The organism is Actinokineospora sp. NPDC004072 (genome assembly GCF_053604195.1).
This window is the reverse complement of record NZ_JBSGHB010000005.1, coordinates 180,605-205,686: the sequence shown is the minus strand read 5'-3', so window position 1 is coordinate 205,686 and position 25,082 is coordinate 180,605. Positions and strand designations below refer to the sequence as shown.

Annotated in this window: 30 protein-coding genes; 16 read left to right on the top strand and 14 right to left on the bottom strand. The window is 69.8% G+C overall.

The features are described 5' to 3' along the window. The first annotated feature begins 25 nt into the window (after nt 1-25). From ACWEPX_RS09880 to ACWEPX_RS09855, 6 genes are all read left to right on the top strand, one after another. Nucleotides 26-451, top strand: a complete 426-nt coding sequence (locus tag ACWEPX_RS09880; protein ID WP_451896886.1) for an ArsR/SmtB family transcription factor — start codon at nt 26-28, stop codon at nt 449-451. Beyond that, nucleotides 448-2,412, top strand: a complete 1,965-nt coding sequence (locus ACWEPX_RS09875) for a heavy metal translocating P-type ATPase (protein ID WP_451896722.1) — start codon at nt 448-450, stop codon at nt 2,410-2,412. Before ACWEPX_RS09880 ends, ACWEPX_RS09875 begins: the two co-directional genes overlap by 4 nt. 29 nt (nt 2,413-2,441) lie before the next feature. Then, on the top strand, nt 2,442-2,918 hold the full coding sequence (gene lspA / locus ACWEPX_RS09870) for a signal peptidase II (RefSeq protein ID WP_451896721.1): 477 nt from the start codon (nt 2,442-2,444) through the stop codon (nt 2,916-2,918). Further along, entirely contained in the window at nt 2,915-3,553 is a 639-nt protein-coding gene (locus ACWEPX_RS09865) for a cation transporter (RefSeq protein WP_451896720.1), read from the top strand. The genes lspA and ACWEPX_RS09865 overlap by 4 nt, the downstream gene beginning before the upstream one ends. Nucleotides 3,554-3,671: 118 nt before the next feature. Then, nucleotides 3,672-5,033: a phenylacetate--CoA ligase family protein gene (locus tag ACWEPX_RS09860; protein ID WP_451896719.1), complete on the top strand. Its 1,362-nt coding sequence runs from the start codon at nt 3,672-3,674 to the stop codon at nt 5,031-5,033. Nucleotides 5,034-5,072: 39 nt separating this feature from the next. After that, nucleotides 5,073-5,597 (top strand): DinB family protein, encoded by a 525-nt coding sequence (locus ACWEPX_RS09855; protein WP_451896718.1) that lies wholly within the window; start codon nt 5,073-5,075, stop codon nt 5,595-5,597. 61 nt (nt 5,598-5,658) lie between these two features. Here the strand turns inward: ACWEPX_RS09855 and ACWEPX_RS09850 are convergent, their stop codons facing one another. Beyond that, nucleotides 5,659-6,801 carry a permease gene (locus ACWEPX_RS09850; protein WP_451896717.1) on the bottom strand — a complete coding sequence of 381 codons (1,143 nt, stop codon included), beginning with the start codon at nt 6,799-6,801 and terminating at the stop codon, nt 5,659-5,661. A 241-nt stretch (nt 6,802-7,042) separates the two neighbouring features. Here ACWEPX_RS09850 and ACWEPX_RS09845 point away from each other — a divergent pair, with 241 nt between their 5' ends. From ACWEPX_RS09845 to ACWEPX_RS09835, 3 genes are read left to right on the top strand one after another with little or no spacing between them, the layout of a single operon-like run. After that, nucleotides 7,043-7,237 carry a hypothetical protein gene (locus ACWEPX_RS09845; RefSeq protein WP_451896716.1) on the top strand — a complete coding sequence of 65 codons (195 nt, stop codon included), beginning with the start codon at nt 7,043-7,045 and terminating at the stop codon, nt 7,235-7,237. Next, nucleotides 7,237-7,479 (top strand): hypothetical protein, encoded by a 243-nt coding sequence (locus ACWEPX_RS09840; protein ID WP_451896715.1) that lies wholly within the window; start codon nt 7,237-7,239, stop codon nt 7,477-7,479. The genes ACWEPX_RS09845 and ACWEPX_RS09840 overlap by 1 nt, the downstream gene beginning before the upstream one ends. After that, nucleotides 7,472-7,831 carry a DUF1707 SHOCT-like domain-containing protein gene (locus ACWEPX_RS09835; protein WP_451896714.1) on the top strand — a complete coding sequence of 120 codons (360 nt, stop codon included), beginning with the start codon at nt 7,472-7,474 and terminating at the stop codon, nt 7,829-7,831. Before ACWEPX_RS09840 ends, ACWEPX_RS09835 begins: the two co-directional genes overlap by 8 nt. A gap of 24 nt (nt 7,832-7,855) precedes the next feature. Here the strand turns inward: ACWEPX_RS09835 and ACWEPX_RS09830 are convergent, their stop codons facing one another. From ACWEPX_RS09830 to ACWEPX_RS09815, 4 genes are read right to left on the bottom strand one after another with little or no spacing between them, the layout of a single operon-like run. Next, a complete protein-coding gene (locus ACWEPX_RS09830; RefSeq protein WP_451896713.1) occupies nt 7,856-9,784 on the bottom strand; it encodes a copper resistance CopC/CopD family protein in 1,929 nt (642 codons plus the stop codon). Then, entirely contained in the window at nt 9,781-10,080 is a 300-nt protein-coding gene (locus ACWEPX_RS09825) for a glutaredoxin family protein (protein ID WP_451896712.1), read from the bottom strand. The genes ACWEPX_RS09830 and ACWEPX_RS09825 overlap by 4 nt, the downstream gene beginning before the upstream one ends. Then, nucleotides 10,077-10,817, bottom strand: a complete 741-nt coding sequence (locus ACWEPX_RS09820) for a peroxiredoxin family protein (protein ID WP_451896711.1) — start codon at nt 10,815-10,817, stop codon at nt 10,077-10,079. The genes ACWEPX_RS09825 and ACWEPX_RS09820 overlap by 4 nt, the downstream gene beginning before the upstream one ends. After that, nucleotides 10,798-11,745 carry a cytochrome c biogenesis CcdA family protein gene (locus ACWEPX_RS09815; RefSeq protein WP_451896710.1) on the bottom strand — a complete coding sequence of 316 codons (948 nt, stop codon included), beginning with the start codon at nt 11,743-11,745 and terminating at the stop codon, nt 10,798-10,800. Before ACWEPX_RS09815 ends, ACWEPX_RS09820 begins: the two co-directional genes overlap by 20 nt. A 169-nt stretch (nt 11,746-11,914) precedes the next feature. Between ACWEPX_RS09815 and ACWEPX_RS09810 the strand changes: the two genes are divergently transcribed. Both ACWEPX_RS09810 and ACWEPX_RS09805 read left to right on the top strand, forming a co-directional pair. Next, a complete protein-coding gene (locus ACWEPX_RS09810) occupies nt 11,915-12,286 on the top strand; it encodes a BlaI/MecI/CopY family transcriptional regulator (protein WP_451896709.1) in 372 nt (123 codons plus the stop codon). Further along, a complete protein-coding gene (locus ACWEPX_RS09805) occupies nt 12,283-13,245 on the top strand; it encodes a M56 family metallopeptidase (RefSeq protein ID WP_451896708.1) in 963 nt (320 codons plus the stop codon). The genes ACWEPX_RS09810 and ACWEPX_RS09805 overlap by 4 nt, the downstream gene beginning before the upstream one ends. Nucleotides 13,246-13,305: 60 nt before the next feature. Here ACWEPX_RS09805 and ACWEPX_RS09800 read toward each other — a convergent pair whose 3' ends face one another. Beyond that, entirely contained in the window at nt 13,306-13,923 is a 618-nt protein-coding gene (locus tag ACWEPX_RS09800) for a class I SAM-dependent methyltransferase (RefSeq protein WP_451896707.1), read from the bottom strand. A gap of 215 nt (nt 13,924-14,138) precedes the next feature. Here ACWEPX_RS09800 and ACWEPX_RS09795 point away from each other — a divergent pair, with 215 nt between their 5' ends. The 4 genes from ACWEPX_RS09795 to ACWEPX_RS09780 are packed head-to-tail and all read left to right on the top strand — an operon-like array spanning nt 14,139 to nt 16,859. Beyond that, nucleotides 14,139-14,837 (top strand): tRNA-dependent cyclodipeptide synthase, encoded by a 699-nt coding sequence (locus ACWEPX_RS09795; RefSeq protein ID WP_451896706.1) that lies wholly within the window; start codon nt 14,139-14,141, stop codon nt 14,835-14,837. Nucleotides 14,838-14,880: 43 nt separating this feature from the next. Beyond that, entirely contained in the window at nt 14,881-15,498 is a 618-nt protein-coding gene (locus ACWEPX_RS09790) for a TlpA disulfide reductase family protein (protein ID WP_451896705.1), read from the top strand. Beyond that, nucleotides 15,495-16,283, top strand: coding sequence for a cytochrome c biogenesis CcdA family protein (locus tag ACWEPX_RS09785; RefSeq protein WP_451896704.1), 789 nt, complete (start codon nt 15,495-15,497; stop codon nt 16,281-16,283). The genes ACWEPX_RS09790 and ACWEPX_RS09785 overlap by 4 nt, the downstream gene beginning before the upstream one ends. Before the next feature lie 30 nt (nt 16,284-16,313). Then, a complete protein-coding gene (locus ACWEPX_RS09780) occupies nt 16,314-16,859 on the top strand; it encodes a copper resistance CopC family protein (RefSeq protein ID WP_451896703.1) in 546 nt (181 codons plus the stop codon). On the opposite strand, the gene ACWEPX_RS09775 is transcribed toward ACWEPX_RS09780, so the two are convergent. The 7 genes from ACWEPX_RS09775 to ACWEPX_RS09745 all read right to left on the bottom strand — a co-directional run bounded on the left by ACWEPX_RS09775 (nt 16,856) and on the right by ACWEPX_RS09745 (nt 23,275). Beyond that, the gene (locus ACWEPX_RS09775; RefSeq protein ID WP_451896702.1) at nt 16,856-17,608 is read right to left on the bottom strand and encodes a DUF305 domain-containing protein; all 753 of its coding nucleotides are present in this window, start codon (nt 17,606-17,608) and stop codon (nt 16,856-16,858) included. The two genes, ACWEPX_RS09780 and ACWEPX_RS09775, sit on opposite strands and share 4 nt — an antisense overlap. After that, a complete protein-coding gene (locus ACWEPX_RS09770) occupies nt 17,598-18,215 on the bottom strand; it encodes a TlpA family protein disulfide reductase (RefSeq protein ID WP_451896701.1) in 618 nt (205 codons plus the stop codon). The genes ACWEPX_RS09775 and ACWEPX_RS09770 overlap by 11 nt, the downstream gene beginning before the upstream one ends. A 23-nt stretch (nt 18,216-18,238) precedes the next feature. After that, complete coding sequence (locus tag ACWEPX_RS09765) at nt 18,239-18,460, bottom strand: heavy-metal-associated domain-containing protein (RefSeq protein ID WP_451896700.1); 222 nt, start codon at nt 18,458-18,460, stop codon at nt 18,239-18,241. Between the two features lie 27 nt (nt 18,461-18,487). Beyond that, nucleotides 18,488-19,669, bottom strand: a complete 1,182-nt coding sequence (locus tag ACWEPX_RS09760) for an urease accessory protein UreH domain-containing protein (protein WP_451896699.1) — start codon at nt 19,667-19,669, stop codon at nt 18,488-18,490. A 48-nt stretch (nt 19,670-19,717) separates the two neighbouring features. Then, entirely contained in the window at nt 19,718-20,233 is a 516-nt protein-coding gene (locus ACWEPX_RS09755; RefSeq protein ID WP_451896698.1) for a hypothetical protein, read from the bottom strand. 56 nt (nt 20,234-20,289) lie between these two features. Beyond that, the gene (locus tag ACWEPX_RS09750) at nt 20,290-22,578 is read right to left on the bottom strand and encodes a heavy metal translocating P-type ATPase (protein WP_451896697.1); all 2,289 of its coding nucleotides are present in this window, start codon (nt 22,576-22,578) and stop codon (nt 20,290-20,292) included. Between the two features lie 490 nt (nt 22,579-23,068). Next, a complete protein-coding gene (locus ACWEPX_RS09745; protein ID WP_451896696.1) occupies nt 23,069-23,275 on the bottom strand; it encodes a heavy-metal-associated domain-containing protein in 207 nt (68 codons plus the stop codon). 91 nt (nt 23,276-23,366) lie between these two features. On the opposite strand from ACWEPX_RS09745, the gene ACWEPX_RS09740 reads away from it, so the two are divergent. Beyond that, complete coding sequence (locus ACWEPX_RS09740) at nt 23,367-23,834, top strand: heavy metal-responsive transcriptional regulator (RefSeq protein ID WP_451896695.1); 468 nt, start codon at nt 23,367-23,369, stop codon at nt 23,832-23,834. Between the two features lie 225 nt (nt 23,835-24,059). On the opposite strand, the gene ACWEPX_RS09735 is transcribed toward ACWEPX_RS09740, so the two are convergent. Continuing rightward, on the bottom strand, nt 24,060-24,800 hold the full coding sequence (locus ACWEPX_RS09735; protein ID WP_451896885.1) for a hypothetical protein: 741 nt from the start codon (nt 24,798-24,800) through the stop codon (nt 24,060-24,062). Between the last annotated feature and the right edge of the window lie 282 nt (nt 24,801-25,082).

Here is a 25,082-nt window from a genome sequence, read left to right as displayed (position 1 = left end):
TGACTGCTATCATCGTCGTGTGACGATGAATAGCACGGATGGATGTCTCGCGTCGAGCGTAGGCGCGGGCTTGGACCCGGCGGTGGCGCTGTTCCACAGCCTTTCGGACGCCACCCGGTTGGCGATTGTGCAGCGCCTGGCCTGCGGTGAGGCGCGGGTCGCCGACCTGGTGGCCGCTCTGGGGATGGCGCAGTCCACGGTGTCGGCGCATGTGGCCTGCCTGCGTGGCTGCGCGCTGGTGGTAGGCCGGCCGCAGGGCCGGCAGGTGTTCTACAGCCTCGCCCGGCCGGAGTTGATGGATCTGCTGAGGTCGGCCGAGACGTTGCTGGCTGCGACCGGCAACGCGGTGGCGCTGTGCCCGAACTACGGCACCGACGCCCCGACCGACACCACTGCGGACAGCCCGATTCAGGAGAGCGCAATGCAGGACAGCAAGGAGAGTGCTCGATGAGTGACGCGTGCGGCTGCGACCACGACGAACCCGTGGGTGAAGAGGCCGAGGAGCACGAGCCGGAACGGCTGTGGCAAGTCAAGGAACTCCAGTTCGCGGCGATCTCCGGGGTGTTCCTGCTCGCCGCGCTGATCACCGGCTGGGCCGGCGCGTCGCGACCGGTCGAGCTCGTGCTGGAGGTGGCGGCGTTGCTGGCCGGCGCCTACACCTTCGTGCCCTCCACGCTCAAGCGGCTGGTTAAGGGCAAGATCGGGGTCGGCACCCTGATGACCATCGCCGCAGTCGGTGCGGTCATCCTCGGCGAGGTCGGCGAGGCCGCGATGCTGGCCTTCCTGTTCTCCATCAGCGAGGGCCTGGAGGAATACTCCTTGGCCCGCACTCGCCGCGGCCTGCGTGCCCTGCTGTCCCTGGTCCCCGAGCAGGCCATCGTGCTGCGCGACGGCGCCGAGATCGTGGTGTCCCCGGCCGAGCTGCGGGTCGGCGACCGGATGCTGGTCAAACCGGGTGAGCGGGTCGCCACCGACGGGATCATCCGCGACGGCCGCACCGCGCTGGACGTCTCGGCGATCACCGGCGAGTCCGTCCCGGTCGAGGCAGGACCCGGTAGCGAGGTGTTCGCCGGGTCAATCAACGGCACCGGCGTGCTCGAAGTCGAGGTCACCACCACCGCCGAGGACAACTCGCTGGCCCGGATCGTGCGGATCGTCGAAGCCGAACAGGCCCGCAAGGGCGCCTCCCAGCGCCTGGCAGACCGCATCGCCAAACCGTTGGTGCCCGGCATCATGATCGCTGCTGCCCTGATCGCGGTGGTCGGCAGCCTGTTGGGTGACCCGGTCACCTGGATCGAGCGTGCCCTGGTCGTGCTCGTCGCGGCCTCTCCCTGTGCGCTGGCGATCTCCGTCCCGGTCGCCGTGGTGGCCGCGGTCGGTGCGGCCAGCAAGCTCGGCGTGCTGGTCAAGGGCGGCGCCGCGCTGGAGGCCCTCGGCGCTGTGCGCGGGGTGGCGTTGGACAAGACCGGCACCCTCACGGCGAACCGGCCCGCGGTCATCGACGTCGCCACCACGAACGGCACCAGCCGCGAGCAGGTTCTGCACCTGGCCGCGGCGCTGGAGGCCCGCAGCGAACACCCGCTCGCCCGCGCGATCCTCGCCGCCGTCGACGACGTCACCCCGGCCTCGGACGTGGAAGCGGTCACCGGAGCGGGACTCACCGGCCGCTTGGACGGCCGCAGCCTCCGGCTCGGCCGACCCGGCTGGCTCGACCCCGGCCCGCTCGCCGCCGACGTGGAGCGGATGCAGTCTGCCGGCGCGACCGCGGTGCTGGTCGAGGACAACGGGCAGGTTGTTGGGGCCATCGCGGTCCGCGACGAGCTCCGCCCGGAAGCCGCCGAGGTCGTGGCCCAGCTCCGGCGAGACGGCTACCACGTCGCGATGCTCACCGGCGACAACCACGCCACCGCCACCGCGCTGGCCACTGACGTCGGCATCGAGGACGTGCACGCCGAGCTGCGCCCGGAAGACAAGGCACGCCTGGTCGAGAAGCTGCGGGCCCAGCGCTCTACCGCGATGGTGGGCGACGGGGTCAACGACGCCCCTGCCCTGGCCACCGCCGACCTGGGCATCGCGATCGGTGCCATGGGCACCGACGTGGCCATCGAGACGGCTGACGTTGCGTTGATGGGTGAGGATCTGCGGCACCTGCCGCAGGCGTTCACCCACGCCCGCCGCGCCCGGCGGATCATGCTGCAGAACGTCTGCCTGTCCCTCGGACTGATCATCGCGTTGATGCCGCTGGCGCTGTTCGGGGTGCTCGGCCTGGCCGCGGTGGTGCTGGTGCACGAGCTGGCCGAGGTCGTCGTCATCGCCAACGGCGTCCGCGCCGGCCGCACCAAGTCCTTGCAGATCACGGCCGCCAGCGCCCGGCCGGCGTTGACGCGCACCGCGGTGGGGGCCTCCTCGTGACCGTCGACGGTCCCATCCGGACGGCCAGGGTGACCCGAGCCCGTGTCGCCCTGGCCGCCACCGCCGCGCTGCTGGCCGCGCTCGATCTCGGCCTGAAAGCCTGGGCGAGCCGGGCCTTGGCCGATGGCACCTCGGTGGATCTGCAGGTGATCCAGCTGCGGCTGACGTACAACTCCGGCGTGGCGTTCAGCCTGGGCGACACCCTGCCCGGCTGGGTCGTGCTCGGCGTTACCGGGCTCATCGTCGCCGGGCTGGTGGTGTTCGCCTGGCGTACGGCCCGCACCGCGCCCCTGCCCGCGCGGCTGGGGTTGGCCGCGGTGCTGGCCGGGGCGATCGCCAACCTCGCCGACCGGGCCGCCGACAGGGTCGTCACGGACTACCTGCACACCGGCTGGTTCCCCACCTTCAACCTCGCCGACGTGTTCATCACCCTCGGCGCCGTAGGGCTGGTCCTGGCCAGCCTGCGCCCCACCGACAGCACCACCACGAAGGAAACCGCGCCGTGACCCGGCAAGCGCAGGCAACGCTGGTGCGGCGTGGGCTGGCACTCGCGTGGTTCATCGTGGTCTGGGACGTCATCGAAGGCGTCGTCGCCGTGACCGCCGGGCTGGCGGCCGATTCCATCGCCCTGGTCGGGTTCGGCATCGACTCGGCCATCGAGGTCTTCGCCGCCAGCGTGGTGATCTGGCAACTGCGGGCCGGCGCGCACGCCCGCCAGCAGCCCGCACTGCGCGCCATCGCCGTCACCTTCTACGCGCTGGCCGCCTACGTGGCGTTCGAGTCGATCCGGGACCTGATCACGCAGGACAAGGCCGGCGAATCGCTGATCGGGATCGTGCTCAACGTGGTCGCCCTGATCGTGATGACCCCGATCGCGGTGGCCCAGCGCCGCACCGGGCGAGCGCTGCACAACCCGGTTTTGGTAGCCCAGTCCACCGAGACCTGGATGTCCAACGCCCTGTCGGTCACCGTGCTGGCCGGCCTGGGGCTCAACGCCGCACTCGGCTGGTGGTGGGCCGACCCCGTGGTCGCCCTGGTCGTCGCCGGACTGGCCGTGCAGTCCGGCCGCGAAGCCTGGCACGAGGCCAGCGAAACCGCGACTCCCGATGACCACCCGAACGCATCCGAAGACCCCGCATGACGACCGAAAGCCGCTCCTGGCCGGTGTGCGACGCCCGCACCGCCCACAAACAAGGCACCAAAGCGCTCGCGCGGCGACAGACGGCTTGCTGCACCACCCAGTCATGGAAGGAACAATCGTGAATCTGCCCGGCTTGTTATGGGACGCCCGACAGGCGCGACGCGGCGGCCCGGACGCCATCGCCGGTCGGCAACGCGACCGGTTGGCTGCGATCATCGAGCATGCCCGCACCAGCTCACCGTTCTACCGTCGGCTCTACCGCGAGCTCCCCGAGCGGGTCACCGACCCGGCCGCGCTGCCGGTGGTCAACAAGCAGGCCCTGATGGCGCACTTCGACGACTGGGTCACCGACCCCGAACTGACCGAGAAGAAGGCCCGCGGCTTCGTCAACGACCCCCGCCTCCTCGGGCAGCGGCTCCTCGGCCAGTACACGGTGACCACCACCTCCGGGACCACCGGCACCCACGGCATCTTCGTCCAGGACAGCCACGCGCTGGCCGTGGCCGGCGCCATGATGGCCCGCATGCTCGGCTCCCTGCTCACCGCCCGCGACGCCGCGAAGATCCTCACCGCAGGTCGGCGGATCGCCCTGGTGGTCCCGACCGGTGGGCACTTCGCCACCACGACCGCCGCCGCCCGCATGACCGCCGATCCGAAGCGCGCGAAGAGCGTCGGTGTGTTCTCCGTCCACGACCCCCTGCCCCAACTGGTCGACGCCCTGAACCAGTTCCGACCGGCGATCCTCGCCCCCTACGCCACCGTGGGCGCGATGCTCGCCAGCGAAGCTGAAGCCGGCCGCCTCCACATCGACCCGACCCTGATCGTGCTGGCCGCCGAAGGACTCCCACCAGCCGAGTACGACCGCATCGCCGCCACGTTCGGCGCGACGGTGGGCACCAGCTACGCCGCCAACGAAGTCCCCTTCCTGTCCTACAGCTGCGACCAGCACTGGCTCCACGTCAACGCCGACTGGGTCATTCTGGAACCGGTCGACGCCAACCACCACCCCGTCCCGGCCGGGCAGCCATCCCACACCGTCCTGGTCAGCAATCTCGCCAACCGGGTCCAGCCGATCCTGCGCTACGACCTCGGTGACTCCGTACTCGCTCGCCCCGACCCCTGCGAATGCGGCAACCCGCTCCCCGCGATCCGCGTCCAAGGCCGCGCCAGCGACCTGCTCACCTTCACCACACCCACCAAGCGCGAGGTCACCCTCTCGCCCCTTGCGCTGGCGACCCTGGTCGAACGCATCCCCGGCATCGACCTGTTCCAGATCGTCCAGACCACCCCCACCACTCTGCAAATCCGCCTCCAACCCCGATCAGGCGCCGAACCCGAACAGATGTGGGCCACCGTCCACGGCGACATCACCCGGCTCCTTGTGCAGCACGACCTCAGCCACATCACCGTCGAACGCGCCGAGGAACCACCACAACAAACCGCTGGCGGGAAATACCGCGCGGTCATCCCGCTGACCTGACTGAGTGGGCGAGGCGCAATAGCGGCGGATACTGGTTCCATGGACAAACGGGCCGTTCACGAGGACATGGAGCGGGCTCGCGCGGTCTTCCACCAACTCCTGGACGAGGCGACCGGGGAAGAGCTGCGGCGGCCGTCGAACGGAACGCGCTGGACCAACAAGCAGCTGCTGTTCCACATGCTTCTCGGCTACCTGATCATGTGGGCACTCCTGACACTGGTGCGGGTGTTCGCCCGGCTCCCGGCCCGCGTCAGCCGGGCCTTCGCCCGGCTGCTCAACGCGGCCACGGCACCGTTCGATGTGGTCAACTTCCTCGGGTCATGGGCTGGCGGAACAGTCCTGGGATGTCGCGGTATGGCCACGATGTTCGATCGGGTGATCGCGTTCTTGCACCGCAGACTGGATGCCGAAACCGACGCCGACCTGGCCCGCGGCATGCATTACCCGACCCGGTGGGATCCGTTCTTCCAGGACTTCATGACGCTGGAGGACGTGTACCGCTTTCCCACCCAGCACTTCGACTTCCACCGCCAACAGCTCACCCTCCACGACAAAGGCCAGTAGCCCCGCGTCCGAGGCGAACGGCGAGTGAGCGCCATGCTCGTGGCTGGTGCGGGCGCTCCGCTCAGGGCTTGGCCTGCGCTGGTTGGTTCATCATGCGCAGCATGCCGATGCCGCCGGTGCGGACGAATCGCACCACGAGCACGGCGGCGAGCACGAGGAAGGCGATGTTGAGCCAGGTGGTGTAGTTCCAGGAGATGCCTTCGACCATCACCTGCCCCGTGCGTTCGCTGGGGATCAGACCAGCGACGCCGAAGAGGACTTCGACGAGGTAGCTGGCGCCGATGATGGCGGCGTAGAAGGTGCCGAGCAGGACGAGTGCCATACGAGCGCCGTAGTACTTGCGGTAGATGTTGAGGATCGGCAGAACCAACAGGTCGGCGTAGATGAACGCGATCACGCCGCCGAAGCTGATCCCGCCGTTCCACAACACGACGGCCAGCGGCACGTTGCCGATCGAGCACACGAAGCTGAGGATGGCCACCAACGGCCCGACGATCGGTCCCCACAGCGCGGAGAGCACGGGATCGTCGGACAGGAAGAAGCCCTGCCAGAACTCGCCGGGCACCCACGCGCCAATCGCGCCGGCCAGCAGCAGACCGATCACGATGTCGCGCAGGATGGCCGCCCATTCCATGACGAAGATGTGCGACACCGCGGTGAAGCCACGCCCGGAGAACAGCCGGGCGAAGAACGAACCCTCGCCGGTGAGCGACATGTCCATCGCGGCGTGGCCCTCCATCGACCCGAGCGCACCCTTGTCGGCCTGCTCGCGTGCCTTGTCCACCAGTCGGCGACGGACGATGAGCCGGAACAGCACGGCGAGCAGCACGATCATGATCGGGCCGCCGACGAACTCCGCCGCGGTGAACTGCCACCCCAGCAGCAGCGCCATGATGATCCCGAGTTCGATCACGAGGTTGGTGGAGGCGATCTCGAAGGCCATCGCGGAGGTGAAGTTGGCGCCCTTGCGAAACAGCGACCGGGCCAGCGCGACCGCGGCGTAAGAACAGGACGACGACGCGGCTCCGAGGCCGGTGGCGATCGTGAGGGTCCGGGGTCGGTCGTCGCCGAGCAGGCGCGCGATCGTGGACTTGCGCACCACGGCCTGCACGACGGCGGACAGCGTGAAGCCAAGGATCAACGCCCACAGGATTTCCCAGGTCATCGACCCGGCCAGCGCGAGTGCGCGTCCGATGGCGTCCACGCCCTGTGCTCACCTCCCACCTCTTCTGTGCATCGCGGATCCGACGCCCTGGCGTGCGCCCTGGGTACCTCGCCCTCCGGTCGGACATGCGTGTCGCCGCTATCAGCGCCTTGAGCCGGCCTGAGCGCGGCCGTTCCTCGATCGTGCGTCAGACCGCAGAACCATCTACTATGTGCGTACGTAGATAGTAGATGAGTGGGTTGTTACCCGCTGGCCAGGTCGAGGTCGTGGAGGAAGATCGATGGAGTCGCTGTTGCTGGGGATTGCCGCCTTGGCCTGCCCGGTCGGGATGGGCTTGATGATGTGGCTGATGATGCGCGGCCAGCGCAAGAACACCGGCGAGGACACCGGGCAGCAGCAGGTCGCGCAGCTGCGGGCGGAGATCGATCAGCTCAAGGCGGAGCGGGAAACGCACCACGCGAAGGACATGCACTGATGTCCGTCTGGATCGCCGCGCTGATCGCGGTCGCCGCGATCGCGGCGACGTACTTCGCCTGTGTGCGGCCGATGCTGCGGGGTCGCGGACACTGCGCCACGACGGGCACCGCGAGGCAGGATCCCGAGATGGACCTGCAGATCGCCGAGCTGCGGGAGGAACTGCGCGTGCTGCGGGCACAGGATTCGCTGGACAGCGGTCGGGTAACCAGCGGCAAGCCGTCACCGCCCACCGATGCCTGACGCCCAGGTGATGCCGATGGATGAGTCCCGGATCCGGGCCGCGGACGCCGACCGCGAGCGCACCGTGACGACCCTGCAGCAGCAGGTTGGCACGGGTCGGTTGACGCTGGACGAGTTCTCCGAACGGGCCGGCGCAGCGTATCGAGCGCGCACCCTCGGCGACCTCGCCGCACTGACCAGCGACCTGCCCGCCCCCACGTCGCCTGCAGAGCCGAGGTCGCGCCATGCTCTCGTACCACTTCTCGTCGCCATCGCCGTGCTGTTGGCCGGCGCGCTGATGGCCATGGCTGTTCCGGCGACCGCGGACGCGATGAACGAGATGATGGCTCAGATGGGACGCATGTGCGGCTGACCGGCGATCCCAGTCAGGGAGGGCTCAGTCGTGGTCGGGGTAGACGAACCGGCGGTGCACGAGGTGGGTGTCGTCGGTGAGCGTCTCCTCGCTGATCCGTCCCCGCGCGTCCAGTGTGAGGTGGACGTTGGTGGCGGCGGCGGGATAGCCGAGGGCGAGCCGGACCGGCTGGCCGGGATGAGAGATGCGCACCGCGATCGGCGCGGTGCCCGCCGCATAGGGTTCCTGGGACACGAAGAACTGGCCGGACAGGTCCAGCTGCTGGGGAGCGGAAAGGGCGGTGCTGGTGTCGCTGGTGACCGCCTCATACACGGTGACACGGTCGACGGCGCGCAGCGCGGCGGCGGCACGGGCGAGGTCCTCGGCGCCGGGCTGCGGCGGCCACGGAACGAGCAGGCTCACCGTGCCGCCCGGCCAACTCGATGCCTCGGCCCGCAGGGTCAGCACGTTGTCCCCGTCGTGCCAGTCCATCGTGGAGAAGAAGCAGTCCTCGCCGCATCCGCGGAATTTCACGGCGCGCGACTCGGGTCCAGCGGTGAGCTGGCCGGACAGCGTGTAGTCCTGGGTGGGCTGGGGCGCGTAGTAGTCGCCGCGGCGCGGCGTGGTCAGCCGGACCACCACCTGGCCGTCGCTGGCCTGCGCGCTCACGCCGATCTGGCCGGCCAGTGTCCCGAGCGGCACCACCGGACCGCGTGGTGGCGGTGGGCCGGGCTGCTGGCTGTCGGCGGGCGGGGTGGACACCAGCACGGCGCTGATGGCCAGGACCCCGACCAACACGGTGCTCTCGACGCGAGCCAGCCTGCACACCCGGTCGACGCGCTCCCGATGCCGCAGCGCCAACCGCGCGGACAACGCCAGCCCGGCCGCCACCGCGACCAGGGCGAGCTTGATCAGCAGGACTCGCCCGTAGGTCGTGGTGAGCACGGCCGGTAGCGGGACCAGCAGGAGTGCGGTCACCGTGCCGGTGGCGACCACGACCACGAACACCCCGAGCGCCAGCCGTACGTACCCGGTCAGCACCCAGCGCACCGCCGGACGCTGCGCCCGCCACGCCACTGCGGCGCGCACCACCTGCAGCAGCGCCCCGACCCATACCGCCACGGCCGCCAGGTGCACGCCGGTCAGCAGCGCACCCCAGTCGGGTGCGGCGACGTTGGCATGCGACCGCAGGCCCTCCGCGATGAGCACCGCTGTCAACGGCAGCATCGCCCACGTCCGCCAGCGTCCATGTCGGACGGCTGCGGGTACGAGCGCCACAGCCAGACCGATCGCCTCGGTGAGCAGGAGCTGACCGACTCGGCCCTGCCACAGCGTGCTCGCGGTACCGGTGTCGGCGACCAGCACCGCACCCAACCCCAAGACCCCGGTCAGGCCCAGGACCGTGGCGGGCACGACCCACGACCGCACTGCGGGCAGCCGCGGATTCTCCACCCGCGCCGAGGCGGTGAATCGCTCGCCAATCACCCCGCCCAATGCCACGGCCAGACCGGCGAACAGCAGCCAGCGCAGCACCGCCTCGGCCCAGGAGATGACCGGGCCGCTGCTGGTACCGGCGCCGGAGATCGCGGTGCCGACAGCGAACCGGAACTCCTCCTCCACCTGGTCACCATCGGAGCCGGTCACCTGCCACCGCACCACGTACGTGCCCGGCGCGAGGGTGCCGGCGGGCCGCGCGGTGACGACGTGCCCGTCCCGCGCGGTCGTCGCGTCACCGACGGGCACGGCTCGGCCGTCGCCGTCGAGCACCGTGATGGCGCGCGGGCCGATGGTGACGGCCTCGTTGAACACCAGGGTGATCACGGGCGGCGAGTCGGGGACCGCGGTGTCCGTGGCGGGTTCGGTGAACAGCAGCGTGGGATGGGCGCTGGCCGGTGCCGCTGTGCCCACCGCGATTCCGAGCAGCAGGAGCACCAGCACGGTGCTGCGGCCGAGAACGCGGACGGCAGTGGTCACGTGTGTTGCCGGTGTTGATCGAGGCGGCGGCGGAGTTTGCGTTCGGACAGCCGTCCGAACGAGAATGGTTCGCCGTCGATGAGCACGCCGGGCGGGAACATCACGCCCGCCGACGCCGCCAGGCGTTGGCCTTCGTCGCTGGACAAGTCAATTTCGGTGACCTGCAACGGGTATTCACTCGTCAGCCGGTTCAGGACCTGCTTGGCCTGGTCGCAGAACCCGCAGGAGGTTTGGGTGAGCAGGGTGATTTGAATCTGCTCGCTCAGCGCCGATGGTTCGCTCGTAAGCTCGCTCACGGCTTCCGTTCCGCGGCGAGGTCGGCGAGCATCTTCTGCGTGGGCAGGTACATCGTGTAGTCCGGGGCGCCGCCATAGTCCGCGCGCCAGCGGATGCTTCCGTCCGGGCCGACCAGGATGAAGCTGTGCCCGGCCTTGGACTCGCCCATCATGCCGTACTTGTTGGCGTCGTAGGCGCGGATGACCTTCAGGTTCGGGTCGGACAGTGTCGGGGTGGACAGCTTCATATCGGCGAGTTTCTGGGTGACCAGATCGACGGGGTCGGAGGTGATGGACACGACCGCGTCCACACCGGCCGCTTTCAGTGCCGGCTGGTTGCGTTCCAGGTCGGTGATCTGGTCCCAGCAGGGCTGGCACATCAAGCCCTCCTGGAAGTACAACAGCACGCTCTTGCCACGGAAGTCACTGAGGCTGACCTGGCCGCCGCTGGTGGAGGCCAGGGTGAACGCGGGCGCGGTGGCTCCGATGCCGGGCTGGCCGGCCACGTGCTTGAACCCGCTGTCGCCACCCGTGGCGGTGTTCTGCTTGCCTTGGGAGCCTTGATAAATCAGGTACAGCACGGTGACGGCGATGACGGCCACCAGCACCCCGAGGGTGATCCACACCGGACGGCGGGACGTGTCAGGGCGCGCCTCGCGCACCGACCGCGCGGCCTGCTGCCGTTGCCGCGTGCGGATCTGACGGGCACGTTTGCTCTCCGGGGATCGCTTCTCGCTCTTACTGCTGGTCTTGGTCACGTCGGTCCTCCTCGGCGGGTGCGGGGATCGGTGCCGGTTCACTCGTGTCGGCCGGTAGTGCGGTCACCGTGCTGGTGCCGTTGCGGGTACGCAGGGCGCGGCGCAGCAGCAGGGCGAGCCCCGCGGCGAGGACGCCGAGCAGCACCCAGCCCGGTAGCCAGGACAGGGCGTTCACGGCGAGGCTGGAGATGTGCTGCAGCCAGGCGGACAGATCGGTCTGCCACCCACCGCTGGGCATGCCAGGGCCGGTGAACGCCAGCACCACCGCGAGCACACCCATGGCGATCATCAACACGCCGCTGACCGCGCTGCCCAGCGCCAGCCGCCGCTGCCAGCGACCGAGCCGCAGCCGCACCGTGCGGTCGACGAGCAGCCGCGTGGCGCGTTCGCGGCGGCGGTCCCAAGCCAGGGCGACCACAGCGAGCGGCGTCACCATCCCGGCGACGTAGGACGCCCCGATGGCCAGGGCCGCCGGGAACGACGCGGCGGCGCCGGACAGCACCGCGACCCCGGCCAGCACCGGCGCACAACACGCACTGGCCGCGCCGGAGAACGCACCCAGCACGTAGGCCGAGCCGAAGCTGCCCTCCTTGACCGTCCGCGCACCGGGCATCGGCAGATTCGGCTTCCACCCCGCCAGAGTCGCGACCCCGGCGGCGATCATCAGCGCACCGCCGACGGAGAAGATCCACAAGTGCTGGGTGATCAGCAGACTGCTCAGGAACGTGGCGCCCAGCCCGATCGGCAGGATCACCGTCGCCACCCCGGCCCCGAACACCAGCGTCGCAGGCACCACGCCGCCGCGGTGCCGGAACCCGGTGGACAGGTAGGCGGGCAGCATCACCGACACGCAGCACGGCGCCAGCAGGGCCACCACGCCACCGAGGAACGACGCGAGCAGCGTCGTGCCGAACAGCAGCTCACCCACGGCACCTCCAGACGAGCATCGAGTATCATCTACGGTCTCCGTACGTAGATAGTAGCTGGCGAGTGTGAGGTCGCTGTTCCCTCCCGCCGGAGGGTTCGTGACCAGGGCGGATAGGCAGTCCGGGGTCGGGAAGTACCCTGGATGCGGCGGGTGAGCACCGGGAGGATGTGTGCGCGGATTCGGGGAGCTGGAGGCGGTCGTCATGGACTGCCTCTGGAATCGTGACGGCGAGACCACCGTGCGCGAGGTGTTCGAGGAACTGCAGCAGCAGCGGGAGATCGCCTACACCACCGTGATGTCCACGATGGACAACCTGCACCGTAAGGACTGGCTGGCCCGCAAACGCCGGGGCAAGGCGTACCTGTACTGGCCCCGGCTCACCCGCGAGGAGTACAGCGCCCGGCTGATGCGTAACGCACTGGATGCCGGGGGGAAGTCCGATCTGGTGCTGACCCACTTCCTGGAGCAGATGACCGACGACGAACGCGCCGCCCTGCGCCGGCTGGCGACCACGACCGACCCGGCCGGGGAGGCGGGATGAGCGTCGCGTCCTGCCTGTTGCTCTACAGCCTTGTCGTCGCGGCGCTCGGGCCGCGCCTGCTGACCCGGATGACCCATGCCGGGATCGCCCCGCGCCTCGGGGTGGCCGCCTGGCTGGCCGCGATCGGCAGCGTGGCCCTCTCGTGGGTCATCGCCGCGCTGTTCCTGCTCGCCGAGCTTCTCGGCGACTGGAACCAGCCCGGCCGGACCGTGATCGGCGTCTGCTTCGACGCGCTGGGCGCGGTGGCCACCGGTCGCGCCGGCCTGGTCCTGCAACTCGGGCTCCTGCTGCTGGCCGGACTCGCCGGCGGTGCCGTTGCCATGCTCATCTGGCGGCTGGCCCGGTCACTGGTGCGTGCCCGCGCCCGCACCTTCGAGCACGCGAGGATGGCCCGGCTCGCCGGACGGCAGGTCGATGGGCTGGACGCGGTGGTGCTCGACGCTTCCGAACGCGTCGCGTACTGCGTGGCCGGACGGCCGCACACCATCGTGGTCACCACCGCGGCTTTGGACGCGCTCGACCAGCGCCACCTGGACGCGGTGCTGTGCCACGAGCGCGCCCACTTGGCTGGACGGCACCACCTGATCCTTGCCGCCCTCCGCGGGCTGGCTGCGATCCTGCCCAGGGTCGAGCTGTTCACCACCGGCGTGGCCGAGGTATCCCGGTTGCTGGAGATGTGCGCCGACGACGCCGCCGCCCGCAGCCACGGTTCCCGAACTGTCCTGCGGGCACTGCTGGCTCTCTCCGGCGCCGCTTCCATTCCCAGCGGCGCGCTCGGCGCCACCGGCATCGGCGTGCTGGCCCGCGCCGAACGCCTCGCCGCCCCCGCACGCCTCGCGGACCGCATTCGGGCGCGACTGCTGCTGGGCGTCGTCGCGGCCGTGATCGCCATCGGACCCGTCGTCACCGGACTGCTCGCCGCAACGGGTTTGGCCTTCTGCGGCCCGATGGCAAGCTGACGCGACATGACGTTCAGCGAGGAGAAAAGCGGTCGAGCCAGAGCCGCCGTCCGGTCCACCCTAGGAGGTCGGACCATCTCCGCTCGGAACGCGGGCACGCCCCAGAATGTGCGCATGCGGCGGGACGAATCGCAACGGGGCGTAGGAGAACCGGTCCAGCCTCTCGATCTCGAAGCCAGCGGCGCGAATGGCTGCCGCCGTGTCCCGGTTGGGGTGGCAACCACCACCCGCCCGTGACCACAGCGGTGTGATCGCGTCCTGCAGCAGGCCCCACCACGGCTTGTCCGATCGCACATGCTCGAAGAAGCGCAGCTCGCCGCCCGGTCGCAGGACGCGGCGGATCTCGGCGAGCGCTCCGCCGACGTCGGGCACCGAGCACAGCACGAGCGAGGCGACCGCGGCATCGAGACTGTTGTCCTCGACCGGCAGGGCGTTGGCGTGGCCGGCCACGACCCGCACCGGCACCGGTGCCTGCTCGGCGGCCTGCTCCGCCAGGGCGCGCAGCCGGTCCTCCGGCTCCACCGCGACCACCTCGGTCACCGTGTCCGGGTAGTGACCGAAGTTCAGCCCGTTGCCGGCGCCGATCTCGATCACCCGCCCGGACAGGCCAGCCAGCGCCCGATCCCGATGGCCCGTGGTACCGCGCCGTTCCGCCTCGCGGCTGATCCGCTCGTACATCCGGGCAAACCGTGGATGCTGGAAAGCCGACAAGTCACGCATGGATTCGACCCTTCCGACAGGCCCGTTCGATGCCACCAATCTACGCATCAGGTACGTAGACGAGTAGTGCACGTCACGTGACCGCGCGACCACTCCACGCGCTTGACCTTCCAGTACACTGGAAGGTTCATCCTTGGCGACGCCGTATCCCTCGATCGTCGAAAGGTGCAACGTTGCCCTTCCATGCCCGGCCGCTGTCGATCCAGTGCAAGCAGTCCTTGACCCACCGAACGCACGTGTGTTTCGGGATCAGCCCCTTCAACGGCTACTTCACCACCGAACGCATCACCGAGCTGGCCCAATGGGGTCTTGGTGAGTTCAGTGCGGTGCATTTCTTCGTACCGGATGTACCGGCGGCCTACACTTTGGAGGCGCTCGGGTATCCACGGGAGCGGGCCGCGCACAAGGCTCGCCGCCAGGGGCAGTACCTGCGCAACAAGATCGTGCGTGCGCTCACCGAGCTCGGCGTGAGCGAGCCGGATCGCTTGATCCTCGGGTGGTCGGAGCTGGATGCCAACCGGCGGTACCGCCGGCTGCTCGGCGAGGCACGGCGACTGTTCGACCGCGACCCCCGCTTCCGGGCGGCCTGCCTGGAGGCGTCTCGCTGGGCGCTGGACCAACGCTTGCCGCCGGGCAGCGAGCCCACGGCCGACCAGCTGCGCACCGCCGTTCACTACCTGCTGACCGAACTCCCACTGTTCGCCGACACCCGCGGCATCGTCGGCACCACGTCCTCGGTGTTCTGCTACCACCAGTGCATCCCGTTCCTGCACCAGTTCTACCGCGGCGAACTCGCCTGGCGCCCCACCGCAGGCCAAGGCTTCGCCGTGGTCACCCCGACCCCCTTCAACCAGGTCGCCGCGATCTACTAACCTACGCCGTAGATACGTAGTAGCGGTTGTGGGAGGAGTGGGCATGGGACGTCCGTTTCGCTCCTGGGCGGCGCTGGCCGTGACCGCTCTGGTGACCCTGACTGCGTGCGGCACGGGCACCGACGCCGTCGCACAGGGCGGGAGTTTCGAGTTCGTCTCGCCAGGCGGCCAAACCAGGATCTTCTACGACCCGCCCCAGACCCGCGGCACTATCCAGGAACTGTCCGGCGAGGACCTGCTGGAACCGGGCAGGCAGATCCGGCTGTCGGACTACGCGGGCAAGGTCGTCGTGCTCAACATCTGGGGCTCGTGGTGCGGGCCTTGCCGGGCCGAGATGCCGCATTTGCAGCGCGTGTACGACCAGACCAAGGACACCGGGATCCAGTTCCTCGGCATCGACGTGCGCGACGAGATGCGCAGCGCACCCCAGGACTTCGTGCGCGACCGCGGCGTCACCTACCCGTCGATCTACGACCCGCCCGGCCGGTCCCTGCTGGCGCTGAAGGGCTATCCGCGCAGCGTGGTGCCCTCCACGATCGTGCTCGACCGCCAGCACCGGGTGGCCGCGATCTTCCTCACCGCCCTGCTCGACACCGACCTGCTGCCCGTCGTGCAGCGCATCGCCGCCGAACCGGCCACGCCCGAAGGACCATCCGCGTGAATCTGACCAACCTGGCCATCTCTGGCCCGCTGCTGCTGGCCGCCCTGCTCGCGATCACCGCAGGGACGGTGTCCTTCGCCTCCCCATGTTGCCTGCCGCTGGTGCCCGGCTACCTCGCCTACCTGGCCGGCCTGGTCGGCGCCGAGCCACCCGCCGTCACCCCAGCCGACAGCGGCGTGGTGACACGCCGTACGCAGGGGCAGTGGCGGGTCGCGGGAGCCGCGCTGCTGTTCGTGCTCGGGTTCACCGTGGTGTTCGCCGCGACGACCATGGCCGTGCTCGGCCTGTCGGACGCCCTGCTGGCCAACGAGCAACTGCTGCAACGCATCGGCGGCGTGGTCACCATCGCCATGGGCTTGGTCTTCCTCGGCGTGGTGCCCGTGCTGCAGCGCGGCATGAAGCTCCGGCACAAGCCACGTGACGGCCTGTGGGGCGCACCGCTGCTCGGCGCGGTCTACGGCCTGGGCTGGACACCCTGCCTCGGCCCCACGCTGGCCGGGGTCATCGCCCTGGCCAGCGGAACCCAGGTCGGCCCCACCACCTGGCGTGGCCTGCTGCTGATCGCGGCCTACTGCCTCGGCCTCGGCCTTCCGTTCGTGCTGCTGGCCCTCGGTGCCCGGTGGGCGGTGAACGCCTTGGGCTGGCTGCGCCGCCATATTCGGCGTATCCAGCAGGTGGGCGGGGTCTTTCTGATCGCCATTGGTGTCGCGCTGGTGACCGGGTTGTGGGGCGAGGTGATCGCGTGGCTGCGTGGCCCGATCTCCGGGTTCACCGTCCCGATCTGACCGTCACCGTCGACGTGGAGGATCCTCACCGTGAGACGCCTGCCGGCTGTTCTACTGTTCACTGCGCTGGCCTTGCTGGGAATCGCCGGCCCCGCGCGGGCGCACACCCAACTGATCGGCAGCAGCCCAGCTGAGGGAGCGTCGCTTCCCGTTGCGCCGCGCCAGCTTCAGCTCACCTTCAACGAGCCCATCCAGGCGGGATTCAGCACGGTCACGGTGACCGGACTAGACGGTACACAGTGGACACTCGGGCAGCCCGCGGTCGACAACACCGTGCTGACCGTGCCGGTGCGGCAGGCCGGGCCAGCCGGGCAGCACACGCTCGGCTACCGCGTCCTGTCCGCCGACGGCCACCCGGTCAGCGGAACCGTGCGCTTCACACTCACCGCCCCAGCCGGCGCCACCACAACCGCACCGAGCCAGACACCCCAAGCGGCGACAGGTACACCAGCACCGCAAGCCACCACTGTGGACGACGACGGATCACCGGCCTGGCCGTGGATCGTCGGCGCCGCCGTGCTGCTCGGCCTCGGCCTCGTCATCGCCCTGCACATGGGGCGAACGACGGACTCCTAGGGCAGCGGCGCAGCACCGCGTTGGGCCAGCATCGCCTTGATCGTCTCCATCTCCGCGGACTGTGACGTGAAGATGCTGCCCGCGAGCGCACGTACCGCAGGCTGACTGGCGCGTTCGGCCGCGTACTGGGCCATCGGAGCCCCGCCCGCATGATGGCGTAGCACCAGTTGCAGGAAGTACACGTCGAACTCGCGACCGGACAAGGACCTCAGTTTCGCGAGCTCCTGCTGAGTCGCCATACCCGGCATGCGCTTGACCCCGCCACCTGGGACCGCAGCACTCGACCCGCTCGTTGTATCGCTGTGGCCGTGGGTTGCCGGGCTGGTCATCCAGGCCATGTACGACCCTGTCGGCAGCGTGGGCTGGTTCCACAGGGTGAGCCAGCCGGCCATCATGCCGACCTGGCCCTGCTGGGTGGACTCGATGTCGAAGGCCAGCGTTCTGATCGCCGGGTCGGTGCTGCGTTCCCGCGCCACGCCGGCCATCGTCACCGCTTGCAGGTGGTGCACCGACATGTCCTGGGAGAAACCGACATCCACCGAGTCGGCTGCGGGCGGTGTGTTCTGATCGATGGTCGACAGTGTGATCAACATCCCGGCTGCGGCGCCGACCAACAGGAACACCAGCGCCGCCGCGGCGGCGACGAGCACCGTGGCCCCGGTGCTTCGCCGACCAGATGCGTTGTCGAGATCCTCGGGTTCATCCGTTGCCGGGGGGTTCACCGAACGGTCCTGTGTCTCAGTTGCCATGGCCGGGTTGTCCTCCTGCCAGGTATCGCTGCACGGCGGCCCTGACCTGGTCGGGCGAAGCGAAGGGTGTGGGTGGGTCGACCCGGTGAGCCGTGCCGTCGGGTCGGACCACGTAGCTGACCGGCAGGTACTTCGGCAGTTGCAGTGCCTTGCCGACGGCACCGGCGCCGTCGTGCACCGAGGGGAAACGCACGCCAAGACTCGCCAGTAGATCCAAGCCGTCGGCGGGATCGCTCTGCACCTGCACGCCGAGCACCGTGACCGCATCCGACGCGGTTGCGTACGCCTCCAGGACGGGAAGTTCCTCGCGGCACGGCTGGCACCAACTGGCCCACACGTTGATCAGCACAGGCCGCCCGGCCAGCGCGGCGCCGAGATCGACGGTGGAGCCGTCGCCCAGGCAGGTGGCCGTCACGCCGTCCAGTGGCCCGTGGGCCGAGGCTGCGGGGTTGGGCCGCGGGCAGGGGCGTAGCGCGGCAGTGGCTCGGAGCGCGGCGAGGTCGGGTGCCGGCCGGGTGGGCACGCTGGGCGGGGCACCGTCGTCCCTGGCGCCGTCGGTGTGGGGCCACAGCGCGACCACCCCGGCCAGCAACAGCACAAGCGTCACCAGCGCCCAGCGCGCCCACCGGCTCACGGCAGTGGCGAGGCGCGGTAGCCGAGCTCTTCGATCGCGGCGATCACATCCTCGGGACCGCTCTGGCTCGGATCCAGCTCGACGGTGCTGCGCCCTTGTTTCATCGTGGTCTGCGTACTGTGCACGCCGGGCAGGTCTTCGAGGGTGTCGTCGATGAGCAGCGCGCAGCTGCCGCAGTGCATGCCCTCGATCTGGAAGACGAGTGTCGTGGTGGCCATGGTGGGCTCCTGTTCAGACTGTCCTGTTCAGACGACGGTGATCACGCCGGTGTACATGCCCATGCCGCACGCGTAGTCCAGCCGTCCAGGCTGGAGCACACCGAGATCGACGCGGGTTTCACCGTTGACCGGCAGGATCTTCTGCTCGTCGCGGATGATGAAGGACCGCACGCAGCCCTGCGCGCCCTCGGACTTGACCACCAGTGTGGTGGGCACGCCGGATTTCACTTGGACGTTCTCTGGGCTGTAGGAGCCGGTGCGCGCGGTGATCACCACCGTCTGCTGTCCGTCCACAGTGGATGCGACGGTGGTGTCGGCCGGTGCTTCGGCGAAACCGACGGTCTGGGCGATGCGGCTGGCAGCCAGGGGTGATCCGGCGAGTTCCAGACCGCCGTTGAGGGTGTAGAAGCCCATGGCCAGCACGGCCAGCCCGGTGACCACGGCCAGCCGGCCCCGCCAGGCGGTGGCGGCCTTGCGGGCGGCGTAGCCGAGGATCGCGAACAGCGGGCCGGTGCCGAGCACGAACACCGCCATCGTGGCCGCGCCGGCCAGAGCGGACCCGGAGGTCAGCGCGAGCGCCTCCACCGACAGCGTCACCCCGCAGGGGATGAGGATCGTGGCCAGGCCGAGCAGCGCTGGGGCCAGCGCGGCTTGGGAGCGGGCGCGGTTGCGGACGAGCTTCATCCAGGAGATCGGCGGTTCGATGACGATGCCGCGGAAGCCCGGCACCCCGAGCTGGGCCAGCCCGAAGACGATGATCAGCAGTCCGGCGCCGATCTGTAGCCACGTGCGTGCACTGACCGACAGTTCCACCGCGCTGCCGAGCGCGCCAAGCAGTGCGCCGAGCAGGGTGTGCGAGACGAGCTTGCCGGCCAGGAACCCGCCGACCGGGGCGAGGTCGTCGCCGAGCTGGGCCCGCCAACTGCGCCGCTCGGCGGTCGCCATGGCCTGCTTCCCACGTGGGGCCGTAGTGGTCCCGCCGTGGCGGGTGCGGCCTTTGGTACGGCGGGGCGGCGCCTCGGGTTCAGTGGTTGCGGCCTTCTGCCGGGTGATCAACCCGGTGAGCAGGCCACCCTGCACCGCGGCACAGGACACGCCACCGGCGAACAGGCCGGTGACCAGGACAGCGGCAAGATTCACGAAAACCTCCTGCGGAGAAGTGGGAAGTGGGGTCGACGAACGACTCCAGGCACCAGAGCTGGAGCGCACGGCAATGCCCGCGGCCCATGACGGGCCGTGATGTGGGCAGACCTCTTCCTACGTCCGCAGCACGCAGAGTTCCGCGAGGCTCGGCGACCGCGGCCGGATCGCGCGGATCACCACGACGCGTACAGGTCGCAGCATCCGAACAATGCTTCGGACATGACCTGGGCGCAGCGCCACTACGGCGGCCACGACGGCGAGGATGAACGCCAGGCAGGTTGCCAGTACCCCGCCCAAGCCGCCGGAGCCCGGCGCGTCACCCTCCACGAGGATGAAGGCGCCGGCCGCGCCGGGCGCCGCGCACGGCACGGTGAGTTGGCTGGTCTCGGCAGGAGCGACGCGCTCGGAGACATGGCTCGCGGTCATCGCCGCCGAAGAACCGCAGTCCCGCACGGTGCCGGCGGAGTTCGCACCGTGCGCCATGGGCATGGCCATGGTCATCCCGGTGGCCATGCCGTCGGTGCATTGCAGGCCGACGGCGAGCCCCAGGCCAGCCAGCACAGCCAGCGCGACGACAAGCCGCGCGAGGCGTCCTCGCGCGGCTTGGCTTCGACGGCCGCTTTCCGTCACGAGCGAATAGAGTACGGGGTCACACAGTCAACTACGTGTGTGGTCCGTAGATGGGTTCACGCCTGCTGTGGTGCCGCACTGCGGAAGCGGCGCAGCCGCAGGCTGTTGGACACCACGAACACGCTGGAGAACGCCATCGCCGCCCCGGCGATCAGCGGGTTGAGCAGCCCCAATGCCGCGAGCGGCAGCGCGGCGACGTTGTAGGCGAACGCCCAGAACAGGTTGCCCTTGATCGTGCGCAGGGTGCGCCGGGCCAGCCGGATGGCGTCCACCGCGGCCCGCAGGTCACCGCGGACCAGGGTGAGATCGCTGGCTTCGATGGCGACGTCGGTGCCGGTGCCCATGGCCAACCCGAGGTCGGCCTGGGCGAGTGCGGCGGCGTCGTTGACCCCGTCGCCGACCATCGCCACCACCCGGCCCTCGCCCTGCAGCCGCGTGATGACATCCACCTTGTCCTTGGGCAGTACCTCGGCGATCACCTCGTCGATGCCGACCTCGGCGGCGACCGCGCGGGCGGCGGTGTCGTTGTCGCCGGTGAGCAGCACCGGCCGCAGCCCCAGGGCCCGCAGCCCGCGGATGGCCTCGGCCGAGGTGGGCTTGATGGTGTCGGCGACCACCAGCACCGCGCGGGCGGCGCCGTCCCAGGCGACGGCGACCGCGGTGCGGCCCTGGGATTCGGCCTGCTTCTTGGCCACCTTCAGGTCCTCGGGCAAGTGGATGCTCCACTGGGCCAGCAGCGAGGCGCGGCCCACCAGCACCGCGTGTCCCTCGACGACGCCTTGGACGCCGAGCCCTTCCAGGTTGGTGAAATCCTCGACGGTGGGTAGGTCGCCGACGCGGTCCTGGGCGCCGGTGGCGATGGCTTTGGCGATCGGGTGCTCGGAGGCGTGCTCCAGCGCGCCGGCCAGCCGCAGCGCCTCCTCCTCGTCCACGCCCTGCGCGGCGTGGACGAGGAGGAGGCTCATCTTGCCGCTGGTGACGGTGCCGGTCTTGTCCAGCACCACGGTGTCGACCCGGCGGGTGGACTCCAGCACCTCCGGCCCCTTGATCAGAATCCCCATCTGGGCGCCACGGCCGGTGCCGACCAGCAACGCGGTCGGGGTGGCCAAACCCAGCCCACACGGGCAGGCGATGATCAACACGGCGACTGCGGCGCTGAACGCCGCCGCCGACCCGGCACCGGCACCGAGCCAGAACCCGAGGGTGCCGACCGCGAGGGCGATCACGATCGGCACGAACACCGCCGAGACCCGGTCGGCTAGCCGCTGGATCTCCGCCTTGCCGCTCTGCGCGTCCTCGACCAGCTTGGCCATCTGCGCCAGCTGGGTGTCCGAACCCACCCTGGTCGCGCGCACCACCAGCCGGCCGCCGGCGTTCACCGTGGCACCGACCACCGCATCGCCGGGGCCGACCTCCACCGGGACCGACTCGCCGGTGAGCATGCTCGCGTCGACCGCCGAGCTGCCCTCGTCAACCACGCCGTCGGTGGCGATCTTCTCGCCGGGCCGCACCACGAACCGGTCGCCCACCGCGAGCGCCTCGATCGGGATGCGCTCCTCCCGGCCTTCGCGCAGCACGGCGACGTCCTTGGCGCCCAGCTCCAGCAGCGCCCGCAGCGCCGCTCCGGCGCGGCGCTTGGAGCGGGCCTCGAAGAACCGGCCCGCCAGAATCGCCGCAGTCAACCCGGTGGCGACCTCTAGGTAGATGTTCTGCCCGGCCATCCCGCGCTCGACCGTCAGCGAGAACCCGTGCCGCAGCCCCGGTACGCCAGCGCCGCCGAGGAACAGCGCGTACAGCGACCACAGGAACGCCGCCGCCACGCCGACCGAGATCAACGTGTCCATCGTGGCTGCGCCGTGCCGCAGGTTCGTCCACGTCGCCCGGTGGAACGGCCAGGCACCCCACACCACCACCGGGGCGGCCAGGGTGAGCGAAAGCCACTGCCAGTTGGTGAACTGCAAGGGCGGCACCATCGCCAGCACGATCACCGGCACCGCGAGCACGACCGAGACCAGCATTCGCTGCCGCAGCGAACGGGTGTGCTCGTCGTACTCCTCCTCGCCCGCAGGCTCCTCCCCCTCGGTCGGGGGAGTGGTCTTCGGCAGCGTGGCGGTGTAGCCGGTGTCCGCCACCACCTTGATGACGTCCTCTGTGGACAGTCCGTCAGGGATGGCGATTTTCGCTTTCTCGGTGGCGAAGTTCACCGTGGCGGCCACCCCATCGAGCTTGTTCAGCTTCCGCTCGATCCGCGCCGCGCAGGATGCACAGGTCATCCCGCCAATCACCAACTCGACCTGCCGCGCGTCGGGCACAGGGTGGGCAGTGTCATGCACGGTCGAACTCATCGGTGCCCCTCTCCCGACCGTTCCGGCCGGTGGTCGTGTCGACGGTGGTCGGTGCCGTTGCGCTGGCCGACGTGACGGCTACCGGCATCCATGCGGTGGGAATGCGGTGTGCTCCGCTCCTCGGCAGGCTCGCGGACCGCAATCGACTCTGGCTGCACCGCTCTCGGGCCTTGGGGCCGGGCGGGCGCCCGCTGCTGTGCGACGACTGGCGGCGACGCTGCCGGTGCTGACGACGTGGGCGGCGTAGCTGTCACATCGGGACCGCTGGTCGTCAGCTGCTGCGGTGGCGGGGCCGGGTCGATCGGTCGTGGTGGTGTCACGCTCGTGGTTGGTGCGGCATCACCACGACCGTCGGCTTGCGCCGCGTGATGACTGCCACCGTCGGTCGGCGTGCTCACGTCGACCGGACCGACCACACTTCCGACCGCCCACGCGCCGGTGAACACGACAGCGAGGGACAGGCCGTAGGCGGACAGCTTGACCGGGGTCTTCATGCGACCAGCTCGAAGCCGGCCTCGGTCACGGCGGCCCGCACGTCCTCGACCGGGAGCGGGCCGTCGCTGGTCACGCCGACCCGGCCGGACGCGACATCCACCTCGACCTGCCGCACGCCGGCGATCGACGTGAGTTCCCGCGTGACCGAGTCGGCGCAGTGGCCGCACGTCATGCCGCGGACGGTGTAGCGGGACTGGTTCACCCTCGTACCTCCCGGTCGGTTCACCCGCACAGCCCTGCGGGTTCCACACCAGCGTCAACCTTCCAGTACGATGGAAAGTCAAGGAGGTGTGATGAAGATCGGTGAACTCGCCGCCGCCAGCGGCACGACCCCCAAGACCATCCGCTTCTACGAGCAGGCCGGCGTCATGCCCGAGCCGACCCGCCGACCCAGCGGCTACCGCGACTACGGCCCGGAATTCATCGACCGCCTGCACTTCATCCGCCGTGCCCAGGCAGCCGGGCTGACCCTGCGGGAAGTCCGGCAGGTCCTCACTATCCACGACCAAGGTGAAGCACCGTGTAACCATGTCCGGCAGGTACTGCGTGACCGGCTGGACCAGGTGCGGGCTCAGATCGCCGAGTTGGTCACCCTGGAAACCCATCTGGACACCCTGCTGACCCACGCCGAGCGGGAGGAACCGACCGAGCACGACGGTTCAGGCGTGTGCTGGATCTTGGAAAGCGAACCCGATCAGGATCGGCGCACGTCAGCGCCGGGCGCATCCGCGGTCGGCAGTGGGGCTTCGGCGTCGACGTAGAGCTACCGGCGCCGTCATGAGGATGCGCCGTGGACGAGCAACTCCGATCCTGGGCTGGCGCACGTGCACGACGTGGGTGTGGTCCCGGCCGACGGCACCCTGTACGCGGCGTACGCGGCCAGCCATCACGGCGTGCTCCGCATCCCGGCGGACGGCCACGCCGGGCGGATCGGCGACCAACGGCAGGACGCGATGGGCTTCACCGTGCATGCCCGAGCTGGTGCATCAGGCGGCCACAGGTTCGACCCGCTCGGCGTCTCGCGAGACGCTGCTCAGCTGCTGATCGCCTTCGGTCCGCGCCTGAAACTCGGAGCGCACGGCCTTGACCAGCCGCCGCGCCTGTGCCGCACCTACGCCCAACCGGACACGAAGCGTGTCTGCTGAAATCGGCTTCTGGTGAGCGGCGCGATGCGCAGCGTCCGCTTCTCGTGCCAACTGCAAGAGCACCTCTGGCGAACGCTTCTGCCGCGTCAAGCGGGGCCTACTCCGGCCGTCTGCCTCGTCCCAGCTGGTTTCGCCACCGACAGGGCCAGCTTCCGGCCGCTCCCGCACGAGTGTCTCCGGCTGCCGTTGGGTAACCGCGTCGCACGTGGTTGTGGAGGAACTGCATTCACCGATCGCCTGCAGAAAGCCGGGGCCCACTTCAGCCCAGCCGATCAGGAGGAGCGGCCCGACCGCGTCGAAGGCAGCCTTTCCGTACTCGCCTGCGACGAGCGGATCGGCCACGTTCAACGCCAACGTGACCACACTCGCGAAGATCAGGAGCCGACGAGCCGGCCGCAATACGTCCACGGAAGCCCCAGCGAGCGCCAGGTGCCGAGTACCCAGCAGCAGACCAAGGATCGACAGATCGACCGCAGGTGCAACGAGCGGTGCGACCCAGACCGGCACTCCAAGCCGAATGGCGAGGTTGAGCACGTTGCCAAAGCCGAAAAGAAAGGTCAGCCCGACGACAGTTGCCATCATCACGGTGACAGCACGAACGACGTCCGCTTGTTTACTCGACCGCTGCGCTGCGCGACGGTCGGGTGGCGAGTCCGCCGCCTGCGGACGTCCGGTTTCTGTAGCGTCGCTCATTGGGTCCTCGCCCTCCTTACAGGGTGGGGGTCAAGGCCCCGCCGCAGTGGTGACGCACCCGGCGGGGCCGCCTTTACAACGGCAGATCTGGCCGGACACGTCGTGCAGCACGACGTGTTCGAGCTGAACTAGTACGGAACGTGATCTCGGAGGCCGCGCAGGGCGATCCGC

Excerpts from the sequence above, each read along its gene's own strand:
- ACWEPX_RS09880 (WP_451896886.1), top strand. The coding sequence starts at position 26 with ATGAATAGCACGGATGGATGTCTCGCGTCGAGCGTAGGCGCGGGCTTG.
- ACWEPX_RS09875 (WP_451896722.1), top strand. The coding sequence starts at position 448 with ATGAGTGACGCGTGCGGCTGCGACCACGACGAACCCGTGGGTGAAGAG.
- ACWEPX_RS09855 (WP_451896718.1), top strand. The coding sequence starts at position 5,073 with ATGGACAAACGGGCCGTTCACGAGGACATGGAGCGGGCTCGCGCGGTC.
- ACWEPX_RS09845 (WP_451896716.1), top strand. The coding sequence starts at position 7,043 with ATGGAGTCGCTGTTGCTGGGGATTGCCGCCTTGGCCTGCCCGGTCGGG.
- ACWEPX_RS09840 (WP_451896715.1), top strand. The coding sequence starts at position 7,237 with ATGTCCGTCTGGATCGCCGCGCTGATCGCGGTCGCCGCGATCGCGGCG.
- ACWEPX_RS09835 (WP_451896714.1), top strand. The coding sequence starts at position 7,472 with ATGCCTGACGCCCAGGTGATGCCGATGGATGAGTCCCGGATCCGGGCC.
- ACWEPX_RS09805 (WP_451896708.1), top strand. The coding sequence starts at position 12,283 with ATGAGCGTCGCGTCCTGCCTGTTGCTCTACAGCCTTGTCGTCGCGGCG.
- ACWEPX_RS09800 (WP_451896707.1), bottom strand. The coding sequence starts at position 13,923 with ATGTACGAGCGGATCAGCCGCGAGGCGGAACGGCGCGGTACCACGGGC.
- ACWEPX_RS09790 (WP_451896705.1), top strand. The coding sequence starts at position 14,881 with ATGGGACGTCCGTTTCGCTCCTGGGCGGCGCTGGCCGTGACCGCTCTG.
- ACWEPX_RS09775 (WP_451896702.1), bottom strand. The coding sequence starts at position 17,608 with ATGGCAACTGAGACACAGGACCGTTCGGTGAACCCCCCGGCAACGGAT.
- ACWEPX_RS09765 (WP_451896700.1), bottom strand. The coding sequence starts at position 18,460 with ATGGCCACCACGACACTCGTCTTCCAGATCGAGGGCATGCACTGCGGC.
- ACWEPX_RS09750 (WP_451896697.1), bottom strand. The coding sequence starts at position 22,578 with ATGAGTTCGACCGTGCATGACACTGCCCACCCTGTGCCCGACGCGCGG.
- ACWEPX_RS09740 (WP_451896695.1), top strand. The coding sequence starts at position 23,367 with ATGAAGATCGGTGAACTCGCCGCCGCCAGCGGCACGACCCCCAAGACC.
- ACWEPX_RS09735 (WP_451896885.1), bottom strand. The coding sequence starts at position 24,800 with ATGATGGCAACTGTCGTCGGGCTGACCTTTCTTTTCGGCTTTGGCAAC.